Raw genomic sequence first — 20,338 nt, forward strand, 5'->3', positions numbered from 1 at the left:
GGGCTACCGTACGGTCCGCTGAATGGCCGCCGCTGGCAGCGTGAAAACGCAATGACTACCATGTGCACGCAGCCCGCCCCGTGCCAGCCTGCCCGCTTTCCCCCAGGACCTCGTGATGCGCCACCCGCTCCGACCGGCTCCCGCCGGCCCCGCCCGTGCCCCGCGTTCGCCGGCCCGCTGCCACGCTGGCCGCCCGCGATGATCACCGTCGGCCTTTCCACGCTCGGCTTCTGCAGCCTGGGCATGCTGGCAGCGATGTTCTCGGCGCTGGCCTTCTATGCCGCCTCGCCGCACTGCCGCTGGCCGCGCCTGCGCCGCGCCGGCCGCCTTGGCCGCCAGATCGGCCTGGTCGCCGCTGCCGCCGCGCTTTGGCTGTGGATGGCCGAGCTTGGCTTTGCCGCTGGCCTGGTGGCGATGCTGTGCACCTGGATGCTGGCTGCGATGCTGTTGCCGGCCCTGGCCGCCTGGCACCGTCCCGGCCCGGAGTCGCCCTGATGTGGCCGCGCGCCTTCGCCGGCATCGTCGCCGGCTTCTTCCTGGCCGCGGCCGCGACCGGCCTGCTGGCATGGCTGCCGCCCGGCCCCTGGCAGCGGGCGTTGGTGCCAACCCTGATCGCCTTCATCCCGCTGTGGATGCTGGCCGCCCTGTGGGCGTTCAGTTTCCGCAGCGCGCTGAGTGCCTGGCTGGTGCTGGGTGGCGGCGCCGCCACCGGCTTCGCCGTGCTTGGGCTGCTGCGCCTGATCGGCGTGGTGCAATGAGACCCGTCCCATGAAGTTCAGCTCCCAGACCCTGCGCACGTTCACCACCCTGCATACCTGGGTCGGCCTGGTGGCCGGCTTCGGCCTGTTCGTGGCCTTCTATGCCGGTGCGCTGACCCTGTTCCACCACGACCTGCCGCTGTGGCAGACGCCTGGCGCAGCCACCGCGCTGCCGGCCGGGCTGGACGATGCGCAGTACCTGCTGGAGGACGTGCTGGCCACGCATCCGGAAGCCCGCCGCCACGTCGGCATGACCTTCCCCGGCGCCGAACATCCGCAGCCACTGGCATATTGGCAGGCCGATGACGGCAGCTGGCGCTATGCCTGGCCAGGCCAGATCGCAGGCAGCCCGACGCCGCCGCAGACCGGGCTGGCGGAACTGGTCAACGAACTGCACTACAGCCTCGGCCTGCCTGTGGCCGGCATCTACGTGATGGGCATTGTCAGCCTGCTGTACGGCATGGCGCTGCTGAGCGGCCTTGTGATCCATCTGCCGAAGCTGCTCGGCGACCTGTTCGCGCTGCGTCCGGGGCGCAACCTGAAACAGCTGTGGCAGGACGCGCACAACGTGATCGGCGTACTGAGCCTGCCCTTCCACCTGATGTTCGCGGTGACCGGCGCCCTGCTCTGCCTGGTGTTCGTGCAGATGGCCCTGCTCAACCCCCTGATCTTCGACGGCAAGGCCCTGCAGGCCGTGCCAACAGCGATGGACACCGCACCGGTGCGGGAAGCGGCCGGCATCCCCTCGTCGCCGGGTAGCCTGCGCGTGCTGCATGCGCGGGCGCTGGAGGTGGCGCGCGCACAGGGCGTGACCAGCTTCGAGCCGGCCTACCTGAAGCTGGCCAACGCGGGCGACACCAACGCCACCATCGAGATCACCGGCGAATCCACCGGCACGCTCGGCCCGCTCGGCGCCGTGGCGCTGGATGTCGCCACCGGCCAGGTACTGGCCACACAGCTGCCAGGCCAGCGCGACGCCAACCACGCCACGCTCAGCGCCGCCTATGCGCTGCACTTCGGTGAGTTCGGCAACGGCGTGGTGGTCTGGCTGTACTTCCTGCTCGGCCTGGGCGGTGCGTTCCTGTTCTACTCGGGCAACCTGCTGTGGATCGAGTCGCGGCGCAAGCGTCGCCAGCCGCAGCAGCCGCGCGCCGGAGTGAACATGGCACGGGCCACGGTCGGCGTGTGCATCGGCCTGTGCGTGGCGATCTCGGTCGCGTTCCTCACCGCGCTGGTGCTGGAACGGCTGGCGCCGGCGGCGGTCGACCACGGCATCCGCTGGGCCTGCTTCAGCAGCTGGGCAGCCTGTGCGCTGTGGGCCGCGCTGCGCCGCCCGGCACAGGCCGCACGCGAGCTGCTGTGGGCGGCGGCGATCAGTACCGCGCTGGTGCCGATCCTGCACGGCGCACTCAATGGTGACTGGCTGTGGCGTGCTGCGGCGCGTGGCCACTGGCCGCTGTTCTGGGTCGATGCCATCGCGCTGGCCATGGCCTTCGGCTTCGCCCGCCTGGCAGTGGCCAGTCAACGCCGTGCCCGCAACGGCGATCCGAACAGCGTCTGGGCCAACTGAGCCTTCGCCGGGCATGGCACGCGCTACCGGAGCAGGTGCGCTGGGTCCAGGTAGCGGCTGACTTCGATCAGGTTGCCATCCGGGTCGCGGAAGTACACCGATTCGATCGGACCCAGTGCGCCGGTGCGGGCCACCGGCCCTTCCTCCACCGCGACGGCCTGCGCCTGCAGGTGTGCCAGCACATCGACTGTCGCCGTACGCGTGACCAGGCACAGGTCGGCACTGCCCGGCATGGGTCGTAACGCATGCGGCTGCAGCGGGGCACTGGCCGGATGCAGATTGATCTTCTGCTGGCCGAACTGCAGCGCGGTACGGCCCGCGCCGAAGCGCACGACCTGCATGCCGAGCACGCGCTGGTAGAAATCACAGCTGCGGTCGATGTCGGCGACGGTGAGGACCAGATGGTCCAGGCGTTCGAGATGGATCATACCCGCAGCGTAACGCTGCGGGCATGGACATGCTGTGCGGGGTTGGGCCGATGGCGTTGCGGCATTGCGCCGGGCATCGCCTGATGCCAGCTCAATCGCCGACGCGCGCCTTCTGCCAGGGGCCCAGCATGGCGTTGAGCAGGCTGGCCTGCTCGTCGTCGCCGGTCAGCTCCCACATGAACACGCCGGCCAGGCCCTGCTCGCGGGCGAACTGCGCACGCAGGCCGATCGAGCGCGGGTCCTCATAGCTGATGAAGATCTTCTGCGCGGCGTTGTACAGCCATGGGCTCTGTGCCTGAGGCTGCCAGTGCTTGGTCCAGCCCGGCTGGTCGAGATAGCGCGCCTTGATCACCCGCCAGTCGCCTGCATCGGCCGGTGCGCTGTAGGGCTGGTACAACCCATCCGGGGCATCGCCGGTGACCTTGAAGCCGCGCCCGTAGAACGGCACGCCCAGCACCAGCTTGCCGGCCGGCACACCGTGCTCGCGGTAGTACTGCACCGCGCCGGCCACGTTGTTCCAGCGCCGCAGCTCCGGCGCCAGTGGGTCGGCCGGTACCTCATGCAGCGGTGCGTTGAAGGTCGACACCGTCGAGAAGCCAGTGCCCATGTCGTAGCTCATCAGGTTGATGAAATCGAACACCTTGGCCAGCGCCGGCAGGTCGTAGCTGGCGGCCGGATCGTAGGGGCCATCGGTCTGCAGGCGACCGGCGGCCAGCGCGGCGGTCAGCAGCATCGGCCGCCCCGCCTTGCGACCGCGCGCATCAAGTGCCACGCGGAACGCCTGCGCGAGCTTGGTCAGATTGGTGCGATCCTGCGGACGGTGCGCCAGCTCCTTCGGGCCGCCACTGACCGGGAATTCCCAGTCGATATCCACGCCATCGAAGCTGCCGGCATGGCGATCAAAGAACAGTGCCATGCATGAGTCCACCAGGCGCTTGCGGCTGGCCTCGGTCAACGCTGCATCGGAGAACCCACCCGCGCCCCAGCCACCGATCGAAATCAGCGTGTGCAGGTGCGGATGCGCCTTCTTGAGTTCAGCCAGCGCGGCGAAGTTCTTCGGCGCTTCGGCACCGACCGTGCAGCGGCCGTCCTCGATGGTGGAGAACGCATAGAACAGATGGGTCAAGCGCTCGGCGGGAATGCTCGACACCGGATAGCGCTCGGCGGAACCACCGGGGTAGTAGGCACCGAAGATCGGCGGCTGTGCGGGCGCAGCGTGCGCGGAAATGGGCAGGGCGCCGGCAATCAGCACGGCAAGGACGGCCACGGTCTGGCGGAACATGGAATCTCCCGGTTCGAAGGCGCCGCCACGTTAGCAAACCGATGAGGCTGTGGGACCCATGTCGCCACATGTCGTCCAGTGGACAGCAACGATCCGCCAGAGGGCGACAATGGGGCAGTCATGCCGCTGCCATCATGCATTGCAGCAGGACACGCGCCGACGCGGCGCACCCGGCCTCCTGCATCGGCTAAGGTGGCCGCGGATCTTCAACCGCACATGGACATGAGCATCGATCACGACACCAACCCCGACGGCGACCTGCTGGACGACGCATCCCTCGATGAACGCCAGTCACTGGAAGCGCGCGCCTACGACGCGTTCCACGAAGGCGACCTGCCCCAGGCGGTGGCGCTGTTTGCCGAGCTGATCGCACTCGCTCCCGAAGTGCCGTACCTGCATTACATGCGCGGGCTGGCGCACAAGTACCTGCGCGACTGGCCGGCCTCGTTGCAGGACAACCTGCGATCGGAGCAGCTGCGCGAGGAATTCGATGTCGCCACGGCCTGGAATGCCGGCATCGCCGCCACCGGCATGGCGGACTGGGCCGAAGCACGGCGCCAGTGGACCCGCTGTGGCATCACCCTGCCCGAGGGCGAAGGCCCGATCGAGGGCAACTTCGGCGTGGCCTGCGTGCGCCTGGCGCCATGGTCCGATGCCGAGGTGGTGTACATGAGCCGCATTGATCCGGTGCGTGCACGCATCGACAACGTACCGCTGCCCGAAAGTGGCTTCCGCTTCGGCGACATCGTGCTGCATGACGGTGCATCGACCGGCCGCCGTACATACGGCGAACGCGAGGTACCGGTGTTCAATGCCATGCAGCGCCTGCAGCCATCGGACATGGCGACCTTCACCGTGTTCGTGCAGTGCGATTCAGCCGATGACATCGCTGCCCTGGGGGCCATGAACCTGCCCGGCATCGGCATGGTCGAGGACTGGACCGCGACCGTGCGCCGGCTGTGCCGCCGCTGCAGCTATGGCACCCCGCATCAGCATGGCGACGAGGCAGAAGTCACTGAGGAAGGCACCTGGGCGCGCCAGCGCGATCTGGGCATTGCCGCTCAGGGCCGGGCTGCGGTGGAGACGCTGCTGGCGACGTGGGCCGCTGCGGCCCCGGGACGCGTGCTGGAGGCCATCGAACAGCGCGAGCATCCGCTGAGTGACCCCGCTCCGGGCCAGGTGTGGTGGCTGGGGGAAGAGGAAGAAGGCGCGCAGGTGTAAGGACCAACGGTTCTCACCCACAGGATTGAAGGCAAAGAAAAAGCGGGCCGAAGCCCGCTTTTTCATTTCAGCGATTCCAGGAGCGTGTCAACCAAGGTTGACACCCACCGCCGATTACTCGGCGCTGACGGCGTCGCCTTCTTCCACGGCCTTCATCGACAGGCGGATACGGCCCTGCTTGTCGACTTCCAGCACCTTGACCTTGACCACATCGCCTTCCTTCAGCACGTCGCCGACCTTCTCGACGCGGTCGCTGGAGATCTGCGACACGTGGACCAGACCGTCCTTGCCCGGCAGGATCGTGACGAACGCACCGAAGTCCATGATCTTGGCGACCTTGCCTTCGTAGATGCGGCCCGGCTCGACGTCCGAGGTGATCTGCTCGATGCGGGCCTTGGCGGCCTGGGCAGCGATGGCGTTGACCGACGCGATGACGATGGTGCCATCGTCCTGGATGTCGATCTGGGTGCCGGTTTCCTTGGTGATGGCCTGGATGGTCGAACCACCCTTGCCGATCACTTCGCGGATCTTGTCCGGGTGGATCTTGATGGTCAGCAGGCGCGGCGCGTAGTCCGACAGCTCTTCACGCGGAGCGGTCAGGCCGTGGGCCATTTCGCCCAGGATGTGCAGACGGCCAGCCTTGGCCTGCTGCAGGGCCTGCTTCATGATCTCTTCGGTGATGCCTTCGATCTTGATGTCCATCTGCAGGGCGGAGATGCCCTCAGCGGTACCGGCCACCTTGAAGTCCATGTCGCCCAGGTGATCTTCGTCACCCAGAATGTCGGACAGGACGACGAAGCGCTCGCCTTCCTTGACCAGACCCATGGCGATACCGGCAACCGGCGCCTTCACCGGCACGCCGGCGTCCATCAGGGCCAGCGACGAGCCGCAGACCGAGGCCATCGACGAGGAACCGTTCGACTCGGTGATTTCCGAGACGACACGGATGGTGTACGGGAAGGCTTCCAGCGACGGCATGACAGCCAGCACGCCGCGCTTGGCCAGGCGACCGTGGCCGATTTCGCGGCGCTTCGGGCCCATCATGCGGCCGCACTCACCCACCGAGAACGGAGGGAAGTTGTAGTGGAACAGGAAGTTTTCCTTGTACTCACCGGCAACGGCGTCGATGACCTGGCCGTCACGGGCGGTGCCCAGGGTGATGGTCACGATGGCCTGGGTTTCGCCGCGGGTGAACAGCGAGGAACCGTGAGTACGCGGCAGCACGCCGGTCTTCACCGCGATCGGGCGGACGGTGTCCAGCGCACGGCCGTCGATGCGGACCTTGGTGTCCAGCACCGAGTCACGCATGGTGCGGTATTCCAGCTCGCCGAATTCCTTCGACAGCTCGGCCGGGTTCCAGCCTTCAGCGGCCACGCGGCCAGCCAGGGTTTCGACCACGTCCTTCTTGATCGCCGAGATGGCGTCGCGGCGCTGCAGCTTGTCGCGCACCTGGAAGGCTTCGCCCAGGCGCGGGCCGATGGCTTCCTTCAGGGCGGAGATCAGCGCGTCGTTCTTGGCCGGGGCTTCCCAGGTCGACGGCTTGGTGCCGGCTTCGACGGTCAGCTCGTTGATCGCGTTGATGACCTTCTGCATTTCGCGGTGACCGAAGGTCACAGCGCCCAGCATCACTTCTTCGGACAGCAGCGCGGCTTCGGATTCGACCATCAGCACGGCGTTGGAGGTACCGGCGACGACCAGTTCCAGCTGCGAGTCAGCCAGTTCGCTGACGGTCGGGTTCAGGATGTACTCGCCGTTCTTGTAACCGACCTTGGCAGCGCCGATCGGACCCATGAACGGGGTGCCGGCCAGGGCCAGCGCAGCCGAGGCGCCGATCAGGGCCGGAATGTCGCCGTCCACGTCCGGGTTCAGCGACATGACCGTGGCGATGATCTGCACTTCGTTCTTGTAGTCTTCCGGGAACAGCGGGCGGATCGGACGGTCGATCAGACGCGAGATCAGGGTTTCCTTCTCGGTCGCACGGCCTTCACGCTTGAAGAAACCACCCGGGATACGGCCGCCGGCGTAGAACTTTTCCTGATAATCGACGGTCAGCGGGAAGAAGTCCTGGCCTTCGCGCGCGCTCTTGGCGGCGACGGCGGTGACCAGCAGTACGGTGTCGTCCATCTTGACGATGACGGCACCGCTGGCCTGACGGGCGACTTCGCCGGTCTCGAGCGTGACGGTGTGCTTGCCGTACTGGAAGGTTTTGGTGATTTTTGCCACGGAGGGTGTCCTTGGGGATGCTGTCTGCGAATTTGGACCGTCGGCGACCCTTGCCGCCAGCGGGTGGCCGGATCGTTCCGGCCTGAATCGGGGATTGCGGTGCTACAAAACAAAACCGCGGCGCATCGCTGCGCCGCGGGGGATTCGTTGCTTAGCGACGCAGGCCAAGCTTCTCGATCAGGGCCTTGTAACGCTCGACGTCCTTCTTCTTCAGGTAGTCGAGCAGGCTGCGACGGCGGTTGACCATCTGCAGCAGGCCGCGGCGGCTGTGGTGGTCCTTCTTGTGGGTCTTGAAGTGGCCGGTCAGCAGTTCGATGCGGGCGGTCAGCAGTGCAACCTGGACTTCCGGGGAGCCGGTGTCAGCCGAGCTGCGCTTGTTGTCTTCAATGACCTTCTGGGTGTCGATCGACATTTCTTTTTTCTCTGTGATGCGTGGCCGGCAGGAACGCGCTTCGCGCACCGCCAGGCTCGCCGTGGACTACGAGGATGAAACCTGCGCGAGGCAGGCTGCCGGAAAACGGCCGCGAAATTGTAACGGTCGGGGGCTTCCGGGACAAGGACCGGGGCTGAACCGCCCGGGCCCGGTCAGAGGTTGAAACGACGCTGCGGAGCCAGCAGGCCACTGTCATCGACCTGACCCAACCCCTGGACAGCATCGTCCGGACCGAACACGGCCACCAGACCACGGGGCCACGACAGATCGCGCTGGCGCTGGCCGACGCAGAAGCGATGGGCCTGGTCGGCATCGAGGTCGACCCGCGGGTATTCAGCCAGGCCGGCCGCCAGCGGCAGCAACAGCGCGTCCATGCCCGCCTCGTCACCCGCCTCGACCATCGCCCGCAGCTGATCCAGGGTGACCATCGCCGGTTCACGGAACGGCTCGACCCAGAGCCGGCGCAGCGCGCTGATATGCGCGCCACAGCCCAGCGCCTCGCCCAGATCGCGGGCCAGGCTGCGGATATAGGTGCCCGAGCCGCAGGTCACCCGCAGCCGCAACCGCTCCGGGTGCTGCTCGAGCACCTCGATGGCGTGCACCTGCACCTCGCGCTCCGGCGCTTCAATGACGTCACCGCGGCGGGCCTTTACATACAGCGGCTCCCCACCCTGCTTCAGCGCCGAATAGATCGGCGCGCGCTGGCGGATGCTGCCGGTCAGCGGCGCCAGCGCCGCCTGCAGGGTCTCGGCACTGATCGAAGGCACCGGGCGCTGCAGCAGCACCTGGCCTTCGGCATCGTCGGTGTCGGTGGTCTGGCCCAGCATGATCTCGGCGTCGTACGCCTTGGCCGAGCCGAGCAGCAGGCCAGCAATCTTGGTCGCCTCGCCGAAGCACAGCGGCAACAGGCCGGTGGCCAGCGGGTCGAGGCTGCCGGTGTGGCCGCCCTTTTCGGCACGGAACAGGCGACGAGCCACCTGCAGGGCGGCGTTGGAACTCATGCCGGTCGACTTGTCGAGCAGCAGGATGCCATCCAGGCGGCGGAACTGAATTCGGGTCATGACAGGATTGTGTAGAGCCGAGCCATGCTCGGCTGCCGCAGCGCGGCCGGCACAGGCATCGCGTTGCCGGAATGGAAAGACGCCGGGCATGGGCCCGGCGCTGGCTTATTCTTCGTCGCTCTCGCGACGCTTCTCCGCGGCCAGCGTATCGGGCAGGTCGCGCAGGATGTTGTCGATGTGCTCACCACGGTCGACCGAGTCGTCGTAGTGGAAATGCAGCTCCGGCACGTGGCGCAACTTCATCGCACGGGCCAGGTCCATGCGCAGGCGGTAGCCCAGCTCCTTCAGGCCGGCCACGGCTTCCGCCGAACGCTCCGGCATCAGCGCGGTGACGAATACCTTGGCATGAGCCATGTCGCGGGTGATTTCCACGTCGGACACGCTCACCGAGGGCAACCCATGCTCGCGCACGGCGTTGTGCACCAGGGTGCCGAGTTCACGGCGCAGCTGGGCGGAGACACGGTCGGTTCGATGGAAAGTCTTGGGCACGCGGTCGGGCTCTCGATTTGAATGTGACCCGACCAAGGTCGGGTCCTACCAGGAGGAGCGGCCCGACCAAGGTCGGGCCCCACCAGGGGGTGGACCGGCCGGTGAGGACCGGTCCTGTACAGCATTACAGGGTGCGCGGCACTTCGATACGCTCGAAGCACTCGATCTGGTCACCCGGCTTGACGTCGTTGTAGGCCTTCACCGCGATACCGCATTCGGTACCGTTGCGGACTTCCTCGACGTTTTCCTTGAAGCGGCGCAGCGATTCCAGTTCGCCTTCGAAGATCACCACGCTGTCGCGCAGCACGCGGATCGGCTTGTTGCGCTTGACCACGCCCTCGATGACCATCGAGCCGGCAACGGCGCCCAGCTTGGAGCTGCGGAACACGTCGCGGACCTCGGCGATACCGATGATCTCTTCGCGGATCTCCACGCCCAGCAGACCGGAGGCCACCTGCTTCACCTGATCGATCACGTCATAGATGATCGAGAAGTAGCGCAGGTCCACGCCGTTGGATTCGATGATGCGACGGGCCGAAGCATCCGCACGCACGTTGAAGCCGATGACGGTAGCCTTCGAAGCGGCCGCCGAGTTGGCGTCCGATTCGGTGATGCCGCCCACGCCGGAGTGGATCACGTTGATGCGGATGTCTTCGTTGGACAGCGCGACCAATGCCTGGCTGAGGGCCTGCACCGAACCCTGCACGTCGGCCTTGATGACCAGGTTGAGGACCTGCTGGCCCTCGCCCTTGCCCAGGGTCGCCATGATGTCTTCCATGCGGCTGCCTGCGGTGGCCACCAGGCGCGATTCACGGCGCTTGGTCTCACGCTGCTGGGCAACGTCCTTGGCCAGGCGCTCGTCCTCGACGACCACGAAGTCGTCACCGGCTTCCGGCACGCCGGACAGGCCCAGGACCTGCACCGGGATGGACGGGCCGGCGAACTCCGGCTGCTTGCCGGTTTCGTCGAACAGCGCACGCACGCGGCCGTACTGGATGCCGCACACCAGGTAGTCGCCCTTCTTCAGGCGGCCCTGCTGCACCAGCACGGTCGCGACCGGGCCACGGCCCTTGTCCAGCGACGATTCGATCACCACGCCCGCGGCGCGGCCTTCGTCGACCGCCTTCAGTTCCAGCAGTTCGGCCTGGATCGAGATGGCGTCCAGCAGGTCGTCGATGCCCAGGCCGGTCTTGGCCGAGATCTCCACCATCTGGGTGTCACCACCGAAGTCTTCGGCCACGACCTGCTCGGACAGCAGTTCGTTCTTGACCCGCATCGGGTCAGCGTCGGACTTGTCGATCTTGTTGATCGCCACGATCAGCGGCACACCCGCCGAACGGGCGTGCTGGATCGCTTCCTTGGTCTGCGGCATGACGCCGTCATCGGCGGCCACGACCAGCACCACGATGTCGGTCAGCTTGGCGCCGCGGGCACGCATCGAGGTGAAGGCAGCATGGCCCGGGGTATCCAGGAAGCTGATCACGCCCTTCGGCGTATCCACGTGGTAGGCACCGATGTGCTGGGTGATGCCGCCGGCTTCGCCGGTGGCGACCTTGGTACGGCGGATGTAATCCAGCAGCGAGGTCTTGCCGTGGTCGACGTGGCCCATGATGGTGACCACCGGCGGACGCTGGGTGGCTTCGCCCTGGTTTTCACCGGTCGAGGCCAGCAGTGCGTCTTCGGCGTCGTTGTCATTGGCACGGATCGCCTTGTGGCCGAGTTCTTCGGTCACCAGCGCGGCGGTGTCATGGTCGATGGACTGGGTGATGGTGGCCATCACGCCCATCTTGAACAGCGCCTTGACCACCTCGCCGCCCTTCAGCGCGAGCTTCTGCGCCAGGTCGGCCACGGTGATCGTGTCGCCGATCGCCACTTCACGCACCACCGGCGCGGTCGGACGCTCAAAGGCGTGCGGACCGGCGTTGCTGCCACCGCGCGACATGTCGCGACGGCCACCCGCCTGGTTACGCCCGCCCGGACGACCCCGGGTGTTGCTGTTGTTGCTGTTGCCACGACGCGCACGATCGGCCGCCGACAGATGCATCTGGCCGGCGAAACGGTCGCCCGGGCCACGCTCGTTGCGCGGCGCGCTGCGGTTGTTGCGGTCGTCGTTGCGCGGCGGCGGCGGCGCACTGCGCGGCGCAGCCGGCGCGGCGGCCGGAGCACGCGGCGGGCGCGGCGCGGTTTCATCGATCGGAGCGCGCTTGGGCTTAGTGGCAGCCAGTGCCTCGGCAGCCTTGGCGGCGGCCGCAGCTTCCTCGGCCGCCTTCTTCTCGGCCTCTGCGCGTTCCTTGGCCGCAATCTCTTCCTCACGGGCACGGACGATGGCTTCGTCGCGCAGACGATCCTTTTCGGCCAGCGCCTGCTGTTCGGCGAGATTGCGCGCGCGCGACTCTTCCAGCTTGCGCAGGATGTCGGCGCGCTCTTCGTCCGGCGTCATGGCGCGCGCACCATCCTTGACGTAGGTGCGCTTCTGGCGCACCTCGACATTCACAGTCGTCTTGCTGCGACCGGAATTGACCGTCACTTCCTGCTGCTTCCGGCGGTTGAGCGTGATCTTCTTTGCAGACTGATCGGTCTCTTCCGGGGCCTGCTCGGGCTTGCCGTGCGAACGACGAAGGAAGCCCAGGAGCTTCACCTTCTCGGAGCTGGTCACGACCTGGTCGGGACCGCTGAACTTCATGCCGGCACCGGCCAGCTGTTCCAGCAGTTTTTCGACCGGCGTGTTGACCAGTTCGGCAAGCTTGCGGATGGTGGTTTGCTGCGACATTCGGATCCTATGATCTTGTGGGCGCCCCCCCGCATCTGGAGGTGGCGCGGATTCTACGCCCTGAGCGGCTCAGGGCCCTGTTCATTGCCGGCTCATTCGCCGCGTTCCAGTCGGGCGATCTCTTCGGCACGGGCGGCCAGGATCAGCGCAGCGGCGCGCGCCTGATCCAGTCCTTCGATGCCGAAGTCCATGACCTCGTCGGCGGCCAGGTCGGACAGGTCCTCGCTGGTACGCACGCCGTGGCCGGCCAGCGCATATGCGGTGGCTTCGTCCATGCCCTTCAGGGACAGCAGGTCCTGCGCCGGCTGGCCGTCTTCAAGGCCTTCTTCGACTGCCAGGGCCTCATTGAGCAGCGCATCGCGGGCACGAGCGCGCAGCTCTTCGACGATGTCTTCGTCGAAACCTTCCACGGCCAGCAGTTCGCCGACCGGGACATAAGCGATTTCCTCGACGGTGCCGAAGCCTTCGCTGACCAGGATGCCGGCGATCTCTTCGTCCACTTCCAGCTTGTCCATGAACAGCTGGCGGGCCGAAGCCTGCTCGGCTTCCGACTTGGCGGTGACCTGGTCCTGGGTCATCACGTTGAGCTGCCAGCCGGTCAGGCGGCTGGCCAGGCGCACGTTCTGGCCGCCCTTGCCGATCGCCTGGGCCAGGCGGTCTTCAGCGACAGCCAGGTCCATCGAGTGCTTGTCTTCATCAACGATGATCGACTGCACTTCGGCCGGCGCCATCGCGTTGATGACGAAGTTGGCCGGGTTGTCGTTCCACAGCACGATGTCCACGCGCTCGCCATTGAGCTCGTTGGACACGGCCTGCACGCGCGAACCGCGCATGCCGATGCAGGCGCCGATCGGATCGGTGCGCTGGTCGTGGGCGAGCACGGCGATCTTGGCGCGGTCGCCCGGATCGCGGGCACAGGCCTTGATTTCCACCAGGCCCTGGCCGACTTCCGGCACTTCCAGCTTGAACAGCTCGATCATGAATTCCGGGGCGGCGCGGCTGATGAACAGCTGCGGGCCACGCGGTTCCGAACGGACTTCGGCCAGGTAACCGCGCACGCGGTCGCCGGCGCGCAGCACGTCGCGCGGAATGCCCTTGTCCTTCGGAATGAAACCTTCGGCGTTGCCACCGAGGTCGACGTAGATGTTGCCGCGCTCCGCGCGCTTGACCACACCGGTGATCAGCTCACCCACGCGATCCTTCCATGCATCCACGACCTGCTGGCGCTCGGCTTCGCGCACGCGCTGGACGATGACCTGCTTGGCGGCCTGGGCAGCGATGCGGCCGAAGTCCGGGTTCTCGATCTGCTCTTCGATGTAGTCGCCGACGTCCACGCCTTCGGCTTCATCGACCGCGTCCATCAGGCGGATCTGGCGATCCGGCGATTCCATGACCACGTCATCGGCCACCACTTCCCAGCGGCGGTAGGTTTCGTAGCTGCCATCCTTGTGGTCGATGACCACGCGGGTCAGCACTTCCTCGTCGGGATAGCGCTTCTTCGCTGCCGAGGCCAGGGCGGCCTCGATGGCATCGAAGATCACTTCACGCGGCACGCCCTTCTCGTTGGCGACTGCGTCGACTACCAGCAACAGTTCCTTGCTCATTGGCTCACTCCGCGCGCGGCTTCTTTGCCGCCGGCTCGTTGGAAGAAGAATTCGTGTTCGGCTTCGGACGCTTCGGTGCCGGACCGGTCGGCTTGCTCGGGGCCAGCCCCAGCGCCACCCAGTCGGGCATGATCCGTGCCTTGTCGATGTTGTCGGCCGACACCACCACTTCAGCCTTGTCGACGATGAAGGTGATGGTGCCTGCGGCCTCGTCGGTCGCTTCGATGCGGCCCTGCAGGCGACGACGGTTGTCCTGCGGCAGTTTCAGCGTGACCCTGGCCGATTCACCCTGGTGGCGGGCGAACTGCTCCAGGTTGAACAGCGGGCGATCCACGCCCGGCGAGGACACTTCCAGCGTGTAATTGCCGCTGATCGGGTCTTCGACGTCCAGCTGCGCCGACACTTCGCGGCTGACCCGCTCGCAGTCGTCGACATTGATGATGCGCTCGGGCTGTTCAGCCAGCGGCACGTCGATGTAAAGGCGCAGGGTCGCACCGCCGGGGGCCGGCAGATACTCAACGCCCAGCAGCTCCAGGCCCAGCGACACAACGGTCGGGGCGAGCAGATTCGCGATGTCGGTTGCCTTGTCGCTCACAGCCTGCCTTGATCTCTTGGTTGGGTGCCGGCCTTGGCCGGCGTGAAAACATGACGCCCCGGAAACGACAAAGGGCCCGCTGGGCCCCTTTTCCGGAAAGACTCCGGTGACTGGATTCCGGTTGCAACCGGCATTGCCTGCCGGTTGCGGCCCTCCTTCCGGGTCTGGACTCCCGCTGGGAGGCCACCTTCAGGGGTATTGCTAGGCCGCTGATGATAGCGACTGCACCGCGCTGGTGCAAGGTGCGGACCCAGGGTCAGATCCCTTTTCCCGTGGAAAAGGGATCTGACCCCAATCGGACGGAAACGACGCAAACCGCAAAGAAAAACGCCTTCGAAGCAGGACTTCGAAGGCGATCTCTTTACTTGGTAGCGGGGGCAGGATTTGAACCTGCGACCTTCGGGTTATGAGCCCGACGAGCTGCCAGACTGCTCCACCCCGCATCAGAAGCGGAATTATGAGCGATAACTTCAAAACATGCAAGCTTTCCCTCATTCATCAGACCGGTTGGCGCCGGTTCGATGTTGGTAGCGGGGGCAGGATTTGAACCTGCGACCTTCGGGTTATGAGCCCGACGAGCTGCCAGACTGCTCCACCCCGCACCGGAAGTGTTTGAACTGCTGCCCTGCTCTTTCGAGGAGGGCTACCGCAACGATGTTCTGGCTGAACCGCTGCAGTGACAACTCAGGCTGCGCATATTACACGAATCGCGCAGCTTTGTGTCAACTTTTATGCAAGATGCGCAAATGCCTGCTGGCACCAGACCATGATCGGGTTCCAGGCCAGGCCCAGCGCCAGCAGTGCCAGCGCGTTCACGCCCAGCACCAGGCCCAGGACGCGGTCGTTGCTGCGCGGCATGGCCTCGCCCACCGGCTCATCGAAGTACATGACCTTGATGACGCGCAGGTAGTAGAAGCAGCCGACCACGGCACACAGCACGCCGAGGATGGCCAGCCACAGCAGGCCACCGTTGACGGCCGCGCCCAGCACCGCCAGCTTGGTCCAGAAGCCCAGGAACGGCGGGATGCCGGCCAGCGACGCCATGATGCACAGCACCAGGCCGGCCATCCACGGGTTGCGGGCGTTCAGGCCCTTGAAGTCCTCGATGTTCTCGGCTTCAAAGCCGGCACGCGACAGCGCGATGATCGCACCGAAGGCGGCGGTGGACATGATGGCGTAGGCCAGTGCATAGAACAGCGCGGCGGCATAGCCCTGCGAACCGCCACCGGCAATACCCATCAGCAGGAAGCCGATGTGCGAGACGGTGGAGAACGCCAGCATGCGCTTGAGGTTGCTCTGCGCGATGGCCATCAGGTTGCCGATCACCAGCGAGACGGCGGCCAGGCCAGCAATCAGCAGCTGCAGTTCGGTCGACAGCGGGCCCACGCCCATTTCCAGCAGGCGGTAGGCCATGCCGAATGCGGCCAGCTTCGGTGCCGAGCTGATGAACAGCGCGATCGGCGCCGGGGCACCCTGGTACACGTCCGGCAGCCACATGTGGAACGGCGCGGCACCCAGCTTGAAGGCGACGCCGGCGATCATGAACACCGCACCGGTGATCAGCAGCACGCGCTCTTCCGAGTGCGGGATGGCATCGCGGATGACGTCCAGGTGCAGGCTGCCGGTGGCGCCGTAGATCAGCGACATGCCGTACAGCAGCAGGCCGGAGGCCAGCGAGCCGAGCACGATGTACTTCATCGCCGCTTCCGAGGCCAGGCCGTTCTCGCGGTTGCTGGCGACCAGGGCGTAGGAGCACAGCGCCAGCAGTTCCAGGCCCAGGTAGACCATCAGCAGGCTGCCGGCCGAGACCAGGATCATCATGCCGGCGGTGCCGAACAGGATCAGCACCGGGATCTCGCCCTGGAACAGGTTGCGGTCACGCAGGTAGCGCCAGCCGTAGATCAGGGTCAGGCCGCTGAGCAGCACGATCCCGGTCTTCATCACGTCCGCGGCGGTATCGCGCACGAACATGCCATGGAAGACCTCCCCCTGCCCGCCCACGCCGGTGGCCAGCATGAACAGCACCACGGCCAGCGCAGCGAGCGAGAACAGGTGGGTGACGATCTTGTTCCGGTTGCTGACGAACAGGTCGAGGATCATCAGGGCGAAGGCGCTGCCGATCAGCACCAGCTCGGGAGCGAGCGGTGGCAGGTCAGCGGCGGTCAATGGCAGCAGCGGCGAGGTGGTCATCATCAAATCCTGGAATTACAGCAGCTTGCTGGATGCGATCTGCATCGCCAGCTTCGCGATCGAGGGCTCCATCAGGTCGGTCAGCGGCTTGGGGTAGATGCCCAGGGCCAGCACGCCGATGGCGAACACGCCCAGCACCAGCCATTCGCGGCCGTTGATGTCCTTCAGTTCGGCCACGTGGCTGTTGGCCACTTCGCCGAAGAAGATGCGCTTGTACAGCCACAGGGTGTAGGCGGCGCCGATGATCAGGGTGGTGGCCGCGCCCAGTGCGATCCACGGATTACGCTGGAAGGCCGACAGGATGACCATGAACTCGCCAACGAAACCGCTGGTGCCCGGCAGGCCCGCATTGGCCATGAAGAACAGCATGGCGAAGGTGGCGAACCACGGCATCACGTTGACCACGCCGCCGTAATCGGCGATGCGGCGGCTGTGCATGCGGTCGTACAGCACGCCGACGCAGGAGAACATCGCACCGGACACGAAGCCGTGCGAGATCATCTGCACCATGGCGCCCTGCAGGCCCAGGCGGGCGGCGTCGGCGTTGCCGGCTTCACGCACCAGCCACAGGGCAATGAAGGTGCCCAGGGTGACGAAGCCCATGTGTGCGATCGACGAATAGGCGATCAGCTTCTTCATGTCGTCCTGCACCAGGGCGACCAGGCCGACGTAGATCACCGCGATCAGCGACAGCGCGATCACCAGCCAGGCCCATTCCTGCGACGCGTCCGGGACGATCGGCAGGTTGAAGCGCAGGAAGCCGTAGCCACCGATCTTCAGCGCGATGGCGGCCAGGATCACCGAACCGGCGGTCGGCGCTTCCACGTGGGCGTCCGGCAGCCAGGTGTGTACCGGGAACATCGGCACCTTGACCGCGAAGGCGATCAGGAAGGCGAAGAAGATCCAGGTCTGTTCCTTGGCCGACAGCGGCAGCGCGTACAGGTCGGCCAGCTGGAAGCTGCCGCCCTTCATGTACAGGTAGATCAGCGCCACCAGCATCAGCACCGAGCCGAGGAAGGTGTACAGGAAGAACTTCAGCGCGGCGTAGATGCGGCGCGGACCACCCCAGACACCGATGATCAGGAACATCGGGATCAGCATCGCCTCGAAGAACACGTAGAACAGCATCGCGTCCGTGGCCGAGAAGATACCGACGGTGACGCCTTCCAGGATCAGGAAGGCCGCCACATACTGGTTCACGCGCTTGTCGATGGCGCTCCAGGCGCCGATCAGGGCAAGCACGCTGACCAGGGTGGTCAGCAGGATCAGCGCCACGGCAATGCCGTCCACGCCCAGGTTGTAGCCGATCTTGTACGCCGGGATCCAGGCATGGGTCTCGACGAACTGCAGACCGTCGATGCCCGCGTTGTAGCCGCTCAGCAGCGAGAGGCTTGCAACGAAGGTGAGTACCGCGACGCCCAGCGACGCCCAGCGGGCGGTCTGTGCATCACGGATCGCAAGGATCAGGGCGCCACCGATGATCGGCAGCCAGATGAGGACACTGAGTAGAGGCCAGTTCGACACGTCTTCTTATTCCGTACAGGTCATCAACGCAGGTAATGCATCAGCACGCCCAACAGGGCAATCAGGCCGATGATCATCGCGAAGGCGTAGTGATAGAGGAAACCGGATTGGGTACGACGCAGCACGCCGGCTGCAACGTCCACAACACGTGCCGAGAGATTGACCACGCCGTCGACGATGTTGCTGTCGATCCAGCGCGAGACCTTGCCCAGCTTGACGCTGCCGCCGGCAAAGCCATCGATCCACAGCTTGTCGAAGCCGTACTTGTTTTCCAGCACCGAAACGATCGGGGCGAAGGTCTTGCGTGCCTTGCCCGACAGGTCCGGCTTCCACAGGTAGAACAGCGCGGCCAGCAGGAAGCCCGCCAGGGTCAGCCAGAACGGCGGCAGCATCATGCCGTGCAGCGCGAACGCCACCGGCCCGTGGAACTCTTCGCCCAGGAAGGCAACGGTGTTCTTGGCCGGATCGTAGAAGTCGACGATGCCGGTGAAGAACGTCTGTGCCTGGCCCTTGATCGCCTCGTGCGCATGGTGGCCGGCCCAGTCGGTACCGTGCAGCATCGGACCGATGCTGAAGAAACCGATGGCGATCGACGGGATGGCCAGCAGGATCAGCGGCAGGGTCACCACCCACGGGGTTTCATGCGGCTCATGCGGACCGTGGCCATGGCCGTGGTCGTCATGGGCATCGCCATGGTGGGCGTCGGCGGCGTGGTGATCGTCATGGCCATGGCCATGATCGTCGTGCGCGTCGCGGAAGCGTTCCTTGCCATGGAAGGTCATGAACAGCAGGCGGAAGCTGTAGAAGCTGGTCACCAGCACGCCACCCAGCACCGCCCAGTAGCCATAGGTGGCCACCCAGCTGTTCTGCATGTGGGCGTGGATCTCGGCCGCCTCGATGATGGTGTCCTTCGAATAGAAGCCGGAGAAGAACGGCGTACCGACCAGGGCCAGCGTACCGATCCACATGGTGATGAAGGTGATCGGCATGTACTTGCGCAGGCCGCCCATCTTGCGCATGTCCTGCTCGTGGTGCATCGCGATGATGACCGAGCCGGCACCCAGGAACAGCAGCGCCTTGAAGAAGGCGTGGGTCATCAGGTGGAACACGGCCGCCGAATAGGCCGACACGCCCAGCGCCACGGTCATGTAGCCCAGCTGCGACAGCGTGGAGTACGCGACGACGCGCTTGATGTCGTTCTGCACGATGCCGATCAGGCCGGTGAAGAACGCGGTGGTGGCACCGATGAAGAGGATGAAGTTCAGCGCGGTCTGCGACAGCTCGAACAGCGGCGACATGCGGGTGACCATGAAGATACCGGCGGTCACCATCGTCGCGGCGTGGATCAGTGCCGAGATCGGGGTCGGGCCTTCCATCGAGTCCGGCAGCCACACGTGCAGCGGGACCTGGGCCGACTTGCCCATGGCACCGATGAACAGGCAGATGCAGATGACGGTGGCGATCGACCAGATCACCGGCTCGTTCAGCAGCTGCATGCCCAGGATCGTGCCGTCCCAGATCTGCAGCTGGGCACGCGGGTCAGCCAGCATGCCGGCCTGCGAGAACACCTGCGAGTAGTCCAGGGTGCCGAACACCCACAGCACGCCGGCGATGCCCAGCAGGAAGCCGAAGTCACCGACGCGGTTGACCAGGAACGCCTTCATGTTGGCGAAGATCGCGGTCGGACGCTTGAACCAGAAGCCGATCAGCAGGTACGACACCAGGCCCACCGCTTCCCAGCCGAAGAACAGCTGCAGGAAGTTGTTGCTCATCACCAGGGTGAGCATCGAGAAGGTGAACAGCGAGATGTAGCTGAAGAACCGCTGGTAGCCCGGATCGTCCTGCATGTAGCCGATCGTGTAGATGTGGACCAGCAGCGACACGAAGGTCACCACCACCATCATCATCGCGGTCAGCTTGTCGACCATGAAGCCGACGTGGGCCGAGTACTGGCCGACTTCAAAGAACGTGTAGATGTTCTGGTTGAACGGCTGCGCACCGCCCCAGAGCAGCTGGTAGAGCGTGTACATCGACAGGCCGCAGGCAACCGCAACGCCGAGGATGGTGATGGTCTGCGCGCCGAAGCGCTTGACCTGGCGACCGAACAGGCCGGCGATGATGCTGCCGAACAGCGGTGCAAGCACCACTGCGATCAACAGACTCTTGGAGAGAGTGATTTCCATCTGTGGA

16 protein-coding genes and 2 tRNA genes are annotated in these 20,338 nt (G+C 65.7%); 4 read left to right on the plus strand and 14 right to left on the minus strand.

The features are described from left to right. Positions 1-198: 198 nt before the first annotated feature. From ACW5IY_RS15380 to ACW5IY_RS15390, 3 genes are read left to right on the plus strand one after another with little or no spacing between them, the layout of a single operon-like run. Positions 199-495 (plus strand): hypothetical protein, encoded by a 297-nt coding sequence (locus ACW5IY_RS15380; RefSeq protein WP_049434122.1) that lies wholly within the window; start codon positions 199-201, stop codon positions 493-495. Continuing rightward, on the plus strand, positions 495-758 hold the full coding sequence (locus ACW5IY_RS15385) for a hypothetical protein (protein ID WP_049434120.1): 264 nt from the start codon (positions 495-497) through the stop codon (positions 756-758). Before ACW5IY_RS15380 ends, ACW5IY_RS15385 begins: the two co-directional genes overlap by 1 nt. A 10-nt stretch (positions 759-768) precedes the next feature. Continuing rightward, positions 769-2,328 (plus strand): PepSY-associated TM helix domain-containing protein, encoded by a 1,560-nt coding sequence (locus ACW5IY_RS15390; protein WP_049434119.1) that lies wholly within the window; start codon positions 769-771, stop codon positions 2,326-2,328. Between the two features lie 23 nt (positions 2,329-2,351). Here ACW5IY_RS15390 and ACW5IY_RS15395 read toward each other — a convergent pair whose 3' ends face one another. Together ACW5IY_RS15395 and ACW5IY_RS15400 are read right to left on the minus strand one after the other, a co-directional pair. Next, positions 2,352-2,756: a VOC family protein gene (locus ACW5IY_RS15395; protein ID WP_049434118.1), complete on the minus strand. Its 405-nt coding sequence runs from the start codon at positions 2,754-2,756 to the stop codon at positions 2,352-2,354. A 91-nt stretch (positions 2,757-2,847) separates the two neighbouring features. Beyond that, positions 2,848-4,038, minus strand: coding sequence for a glycoside hydrolase family 18 protein (locus ACW5IY_RS15400; RefSeq protein ID WP_049434117.1), 1,191 nt, complete (start codon positions 4,036-4,038; stop codon positions 2,848-2,850). Between the two features lie 222 nt (positions 4,039-4,260). On the opposite strand from ACW5IY_RS15400, the gene ACW5IY_RS15405 reads away from it, so the two are divergent. Further along, complete coding sequence (locus tag ACW5IY_RS15405) at positions 4,261-5,259, plus strand: tetratricopeptide repeat protein (protein WP_235304012.1); 999 nt, start codon at positions 4,261-4,263, stop codon at positions 5,257-5,259. Between the two features lie 114 nt (positions 5,260-5,373). On the opposite strand, the gene pnp is transcribed toward ACW5IY_RS15405, so the two are convergent. The 12 genes from pnp to nuoL form a co-directional block, all read right to left on the minus strand. After that, the gene (gene pnp / locus ACW5IY_RS15410; RefSeq protein WP_032128652.1) at positions 5,374-7,482 is read right to left on the minus strand and encodes a polyribonucleotide nucleotidyltransferase; all 2,109 of its coding nucleotides are present in this window, start codon (positions 7,480-7,482) and stop codon (positions 5,374-5,376) included. A 151-nt stretch (positions 7,483-7,633) separates the two neighbouring features. Continuing rightward, positions 7,634-7,894 carry a 30S ribosomal protein S15 gene (gene rpsO / locus ACW5IY_RS15415; protein ID WP_005410445.1) on the minus strand — a complete coding sequence of 87 codons (261 nt, stop codon included), beginning with the start codon at positions 7,892-7,894 and terminating at the stop codon, positions 7,634-7,636. 173 nt (positions 7,895-8,067) lie between these two features. Then, the gene (gene truB / locus ACW5IY_RS15420; RefSeq protein ID WP_049434114.1) at positions 8,068-8,976 is read right to left on the minus strand and encodes a tRNA pseudouridine(55) synthase TruB; all 909 of its coding nucleotides are present in this window, start codon (positions 8,974-8,976) and stop codon (positions 8,068-8,070) included. Between the two features lie 105 nt (positions 8,977-9,081). Continuing rightward, entirely contained in the window at positions 9,082-9,465 is a 384-nt protein-coding gene (gene rbfA / locus ACW5IY_RS15425) for a 30S ribosome-binding factor RbfA (protein WP_005410447.1), read from the minus strand. Positions 9,466-9,589: 124 nt separating this feature from the next. Next, complete coding sequence (infB, locus tag ACW5IY_RS15430; protein ID WP_049434113.1) at positions 9,590-12,235, minus strand: translation initiation factor IF-2; 2,646 nt, start codon at positions 12,233-12,235, stop codon at positions 9,590-9,592. Positions 12,236-12,327: 92 nt separating this feature from the next. Continuing rightward, complete coding sequence (gene nusA / locus ACW5IY_RS15435; protein ID WP_006458580.1) at positions 12,328-13,839, minus strand: transcription termination factor NusA; 1,512 nt, start codon at positions 13,837-13,839, stop codon at positions 12,328-12,330. A gap of 4 nt (positions 13,840-13,843) precedes the next feature. Beyond that, positions 13,844-14,434 carry a ribosome maturation factor RimP gene (rimP, locus tag ACW5IY_RS15440; protein WP_049434111.1) on the minus strand — a complete coding sequence of 197 codons (591 nt, stop codon included), beginning with the start codon at positions 14,432-14,434 and terminating at the stop codon, positions 13,844-13,846. 366 nt (positions 14,435-14,800) lie between these two features. Beyond that, positions 14,801-14,877 (minus strand) — tRNA-Met (locus ACW5IY_RS15445). An 82-nt stretch (positions 14,878-14,959) separates the two neighbouring features. Beyond that, positions 14,960-15,036 (minus strand) — tRNA-Met (locus ACW5IY_RS15450). Positions 15,037-15,163: 127 nt separating this feature from the next. After that, positions 15,164-16,624 (minus strand): NADH-quinone oxidoreductase subunit NuoN, encoded by a 1,461-nt coding sequence (gene nuoN / locus ACW5IY_RS15455; RefSeq protein WP_049437089.1) that lies wholly within the window; start codon positions 16,622-16,624, stop codon positions 15,164-15,166. 15 nt (positions 16,625-16,639) lie between these two features. Then, positions 16,640-18,148 (minus strand): NADH-quinone oxidoreductase subunit M, encoded by a 1,509-nt coding sequence (locus ACW5IY_RS15460; RefSeq protein WP_049437087.1) that lies wholly within the window; start codon positions 18,146-18,148, stop codon positions 16,640-16,642. A gap of 23 nt (positions 18,149-18,171) precedes the next feature. Then, a complete protein-coding gene (gene nuoL, locus ACW5IY_RS15465; RefSeq protein ID WP_049437085.1) occupies positions 18,172-20,331 on the minus strand; it encodes an NADH-quinone oxidoreductase subunit L in 2,160 nt (719 codons plus the stop codon). Positions 20,332-20,338: the final 7 nt, after the last annotated feature.

The organism is Stenotrophomonas sp. C-A, assembly GCF_054030835.1.

Coding starts and splice junctions, on each gene's coding strand:
- infB (WP_049434113.1), bottom strand. CDS start 12,235: ATGTCGCAGCAAACCACCATCCGCAAGCTTGCCGAACTGGTCAACACG.
- nuoL (WP_049437085.1), bottom strand. CDS start 20,331: ATGGAAATCACTCTCTCCAAGAGTCTGTTGATCGCAGTGGTGCTTGCA.
- nusA (WP_006458580.1), bottom strand. CDS start 13,839: ATGAGCAAGGAACTGTTGCTGGTAGTCGACGCAGTCGCCAACGAGAAG.
- ACW5IY_RS15395 (WP_049434118.1), bottom strand. CDS start 2,756: ATGATCCATCTCGAACGCCTGGACCATCTGGTCCTCACCGTCGCCGAC.
- truB (WP_049434114.1), bottom strand. CDS start 8,976: ATGACCCGAATTCAGTTCCGCCGCCTGGATGGCATCCTGCTGCTCGAC.
- nuoN (WP_049437089.1), bottom strand. CDS start 16,624: ATGACCACCTCGCCGCTGCTGCCATTGACCGCCGCTGACCTGCCACCG.
- ACW5IY_RS15400 (WP_049434117.1), bottom strand. CDS start 4,038: ATGTTCCGCCAGACCGTGGCCGTCCTTGCCGTGCTGATTGCCGGCGCC.
- ACW5IY_RS15385 (WP_049434120.1), top strand. CDS start 495: ATGTGGCCGCGCGCCTTCGCCGGCATCGTCGCCGGCTTCTTCCTGGCC.
- rpsO (WP_005410445.1), bottom strand. CDS start 7,894: ATGTCGATCGACACCCAGAAGGTCATTGAAGACAACAAGCGCAGCTCG.
- ACW5IY_RS15380 (WP_049434122.1), top strand. CDS start 199: ATGATCACCGTCGGCCTTTCCACGCTCGGCTTCTGCAGCCTGGGCATG.
- ACW5IY_RS15390 (WP_049434119.1), top strand. CDS start 769: ATGAAGTTCAGCTCCCAGACCCTGCGCACGTTCACCACCCTGCATACC.
- ACW5IY_RS15405 (WP_235304012.1), top strand. CDS start 4,261: ATGAGCATCGATCACGACACCAACCCCGACGGCGACCTGCTGGACGAC.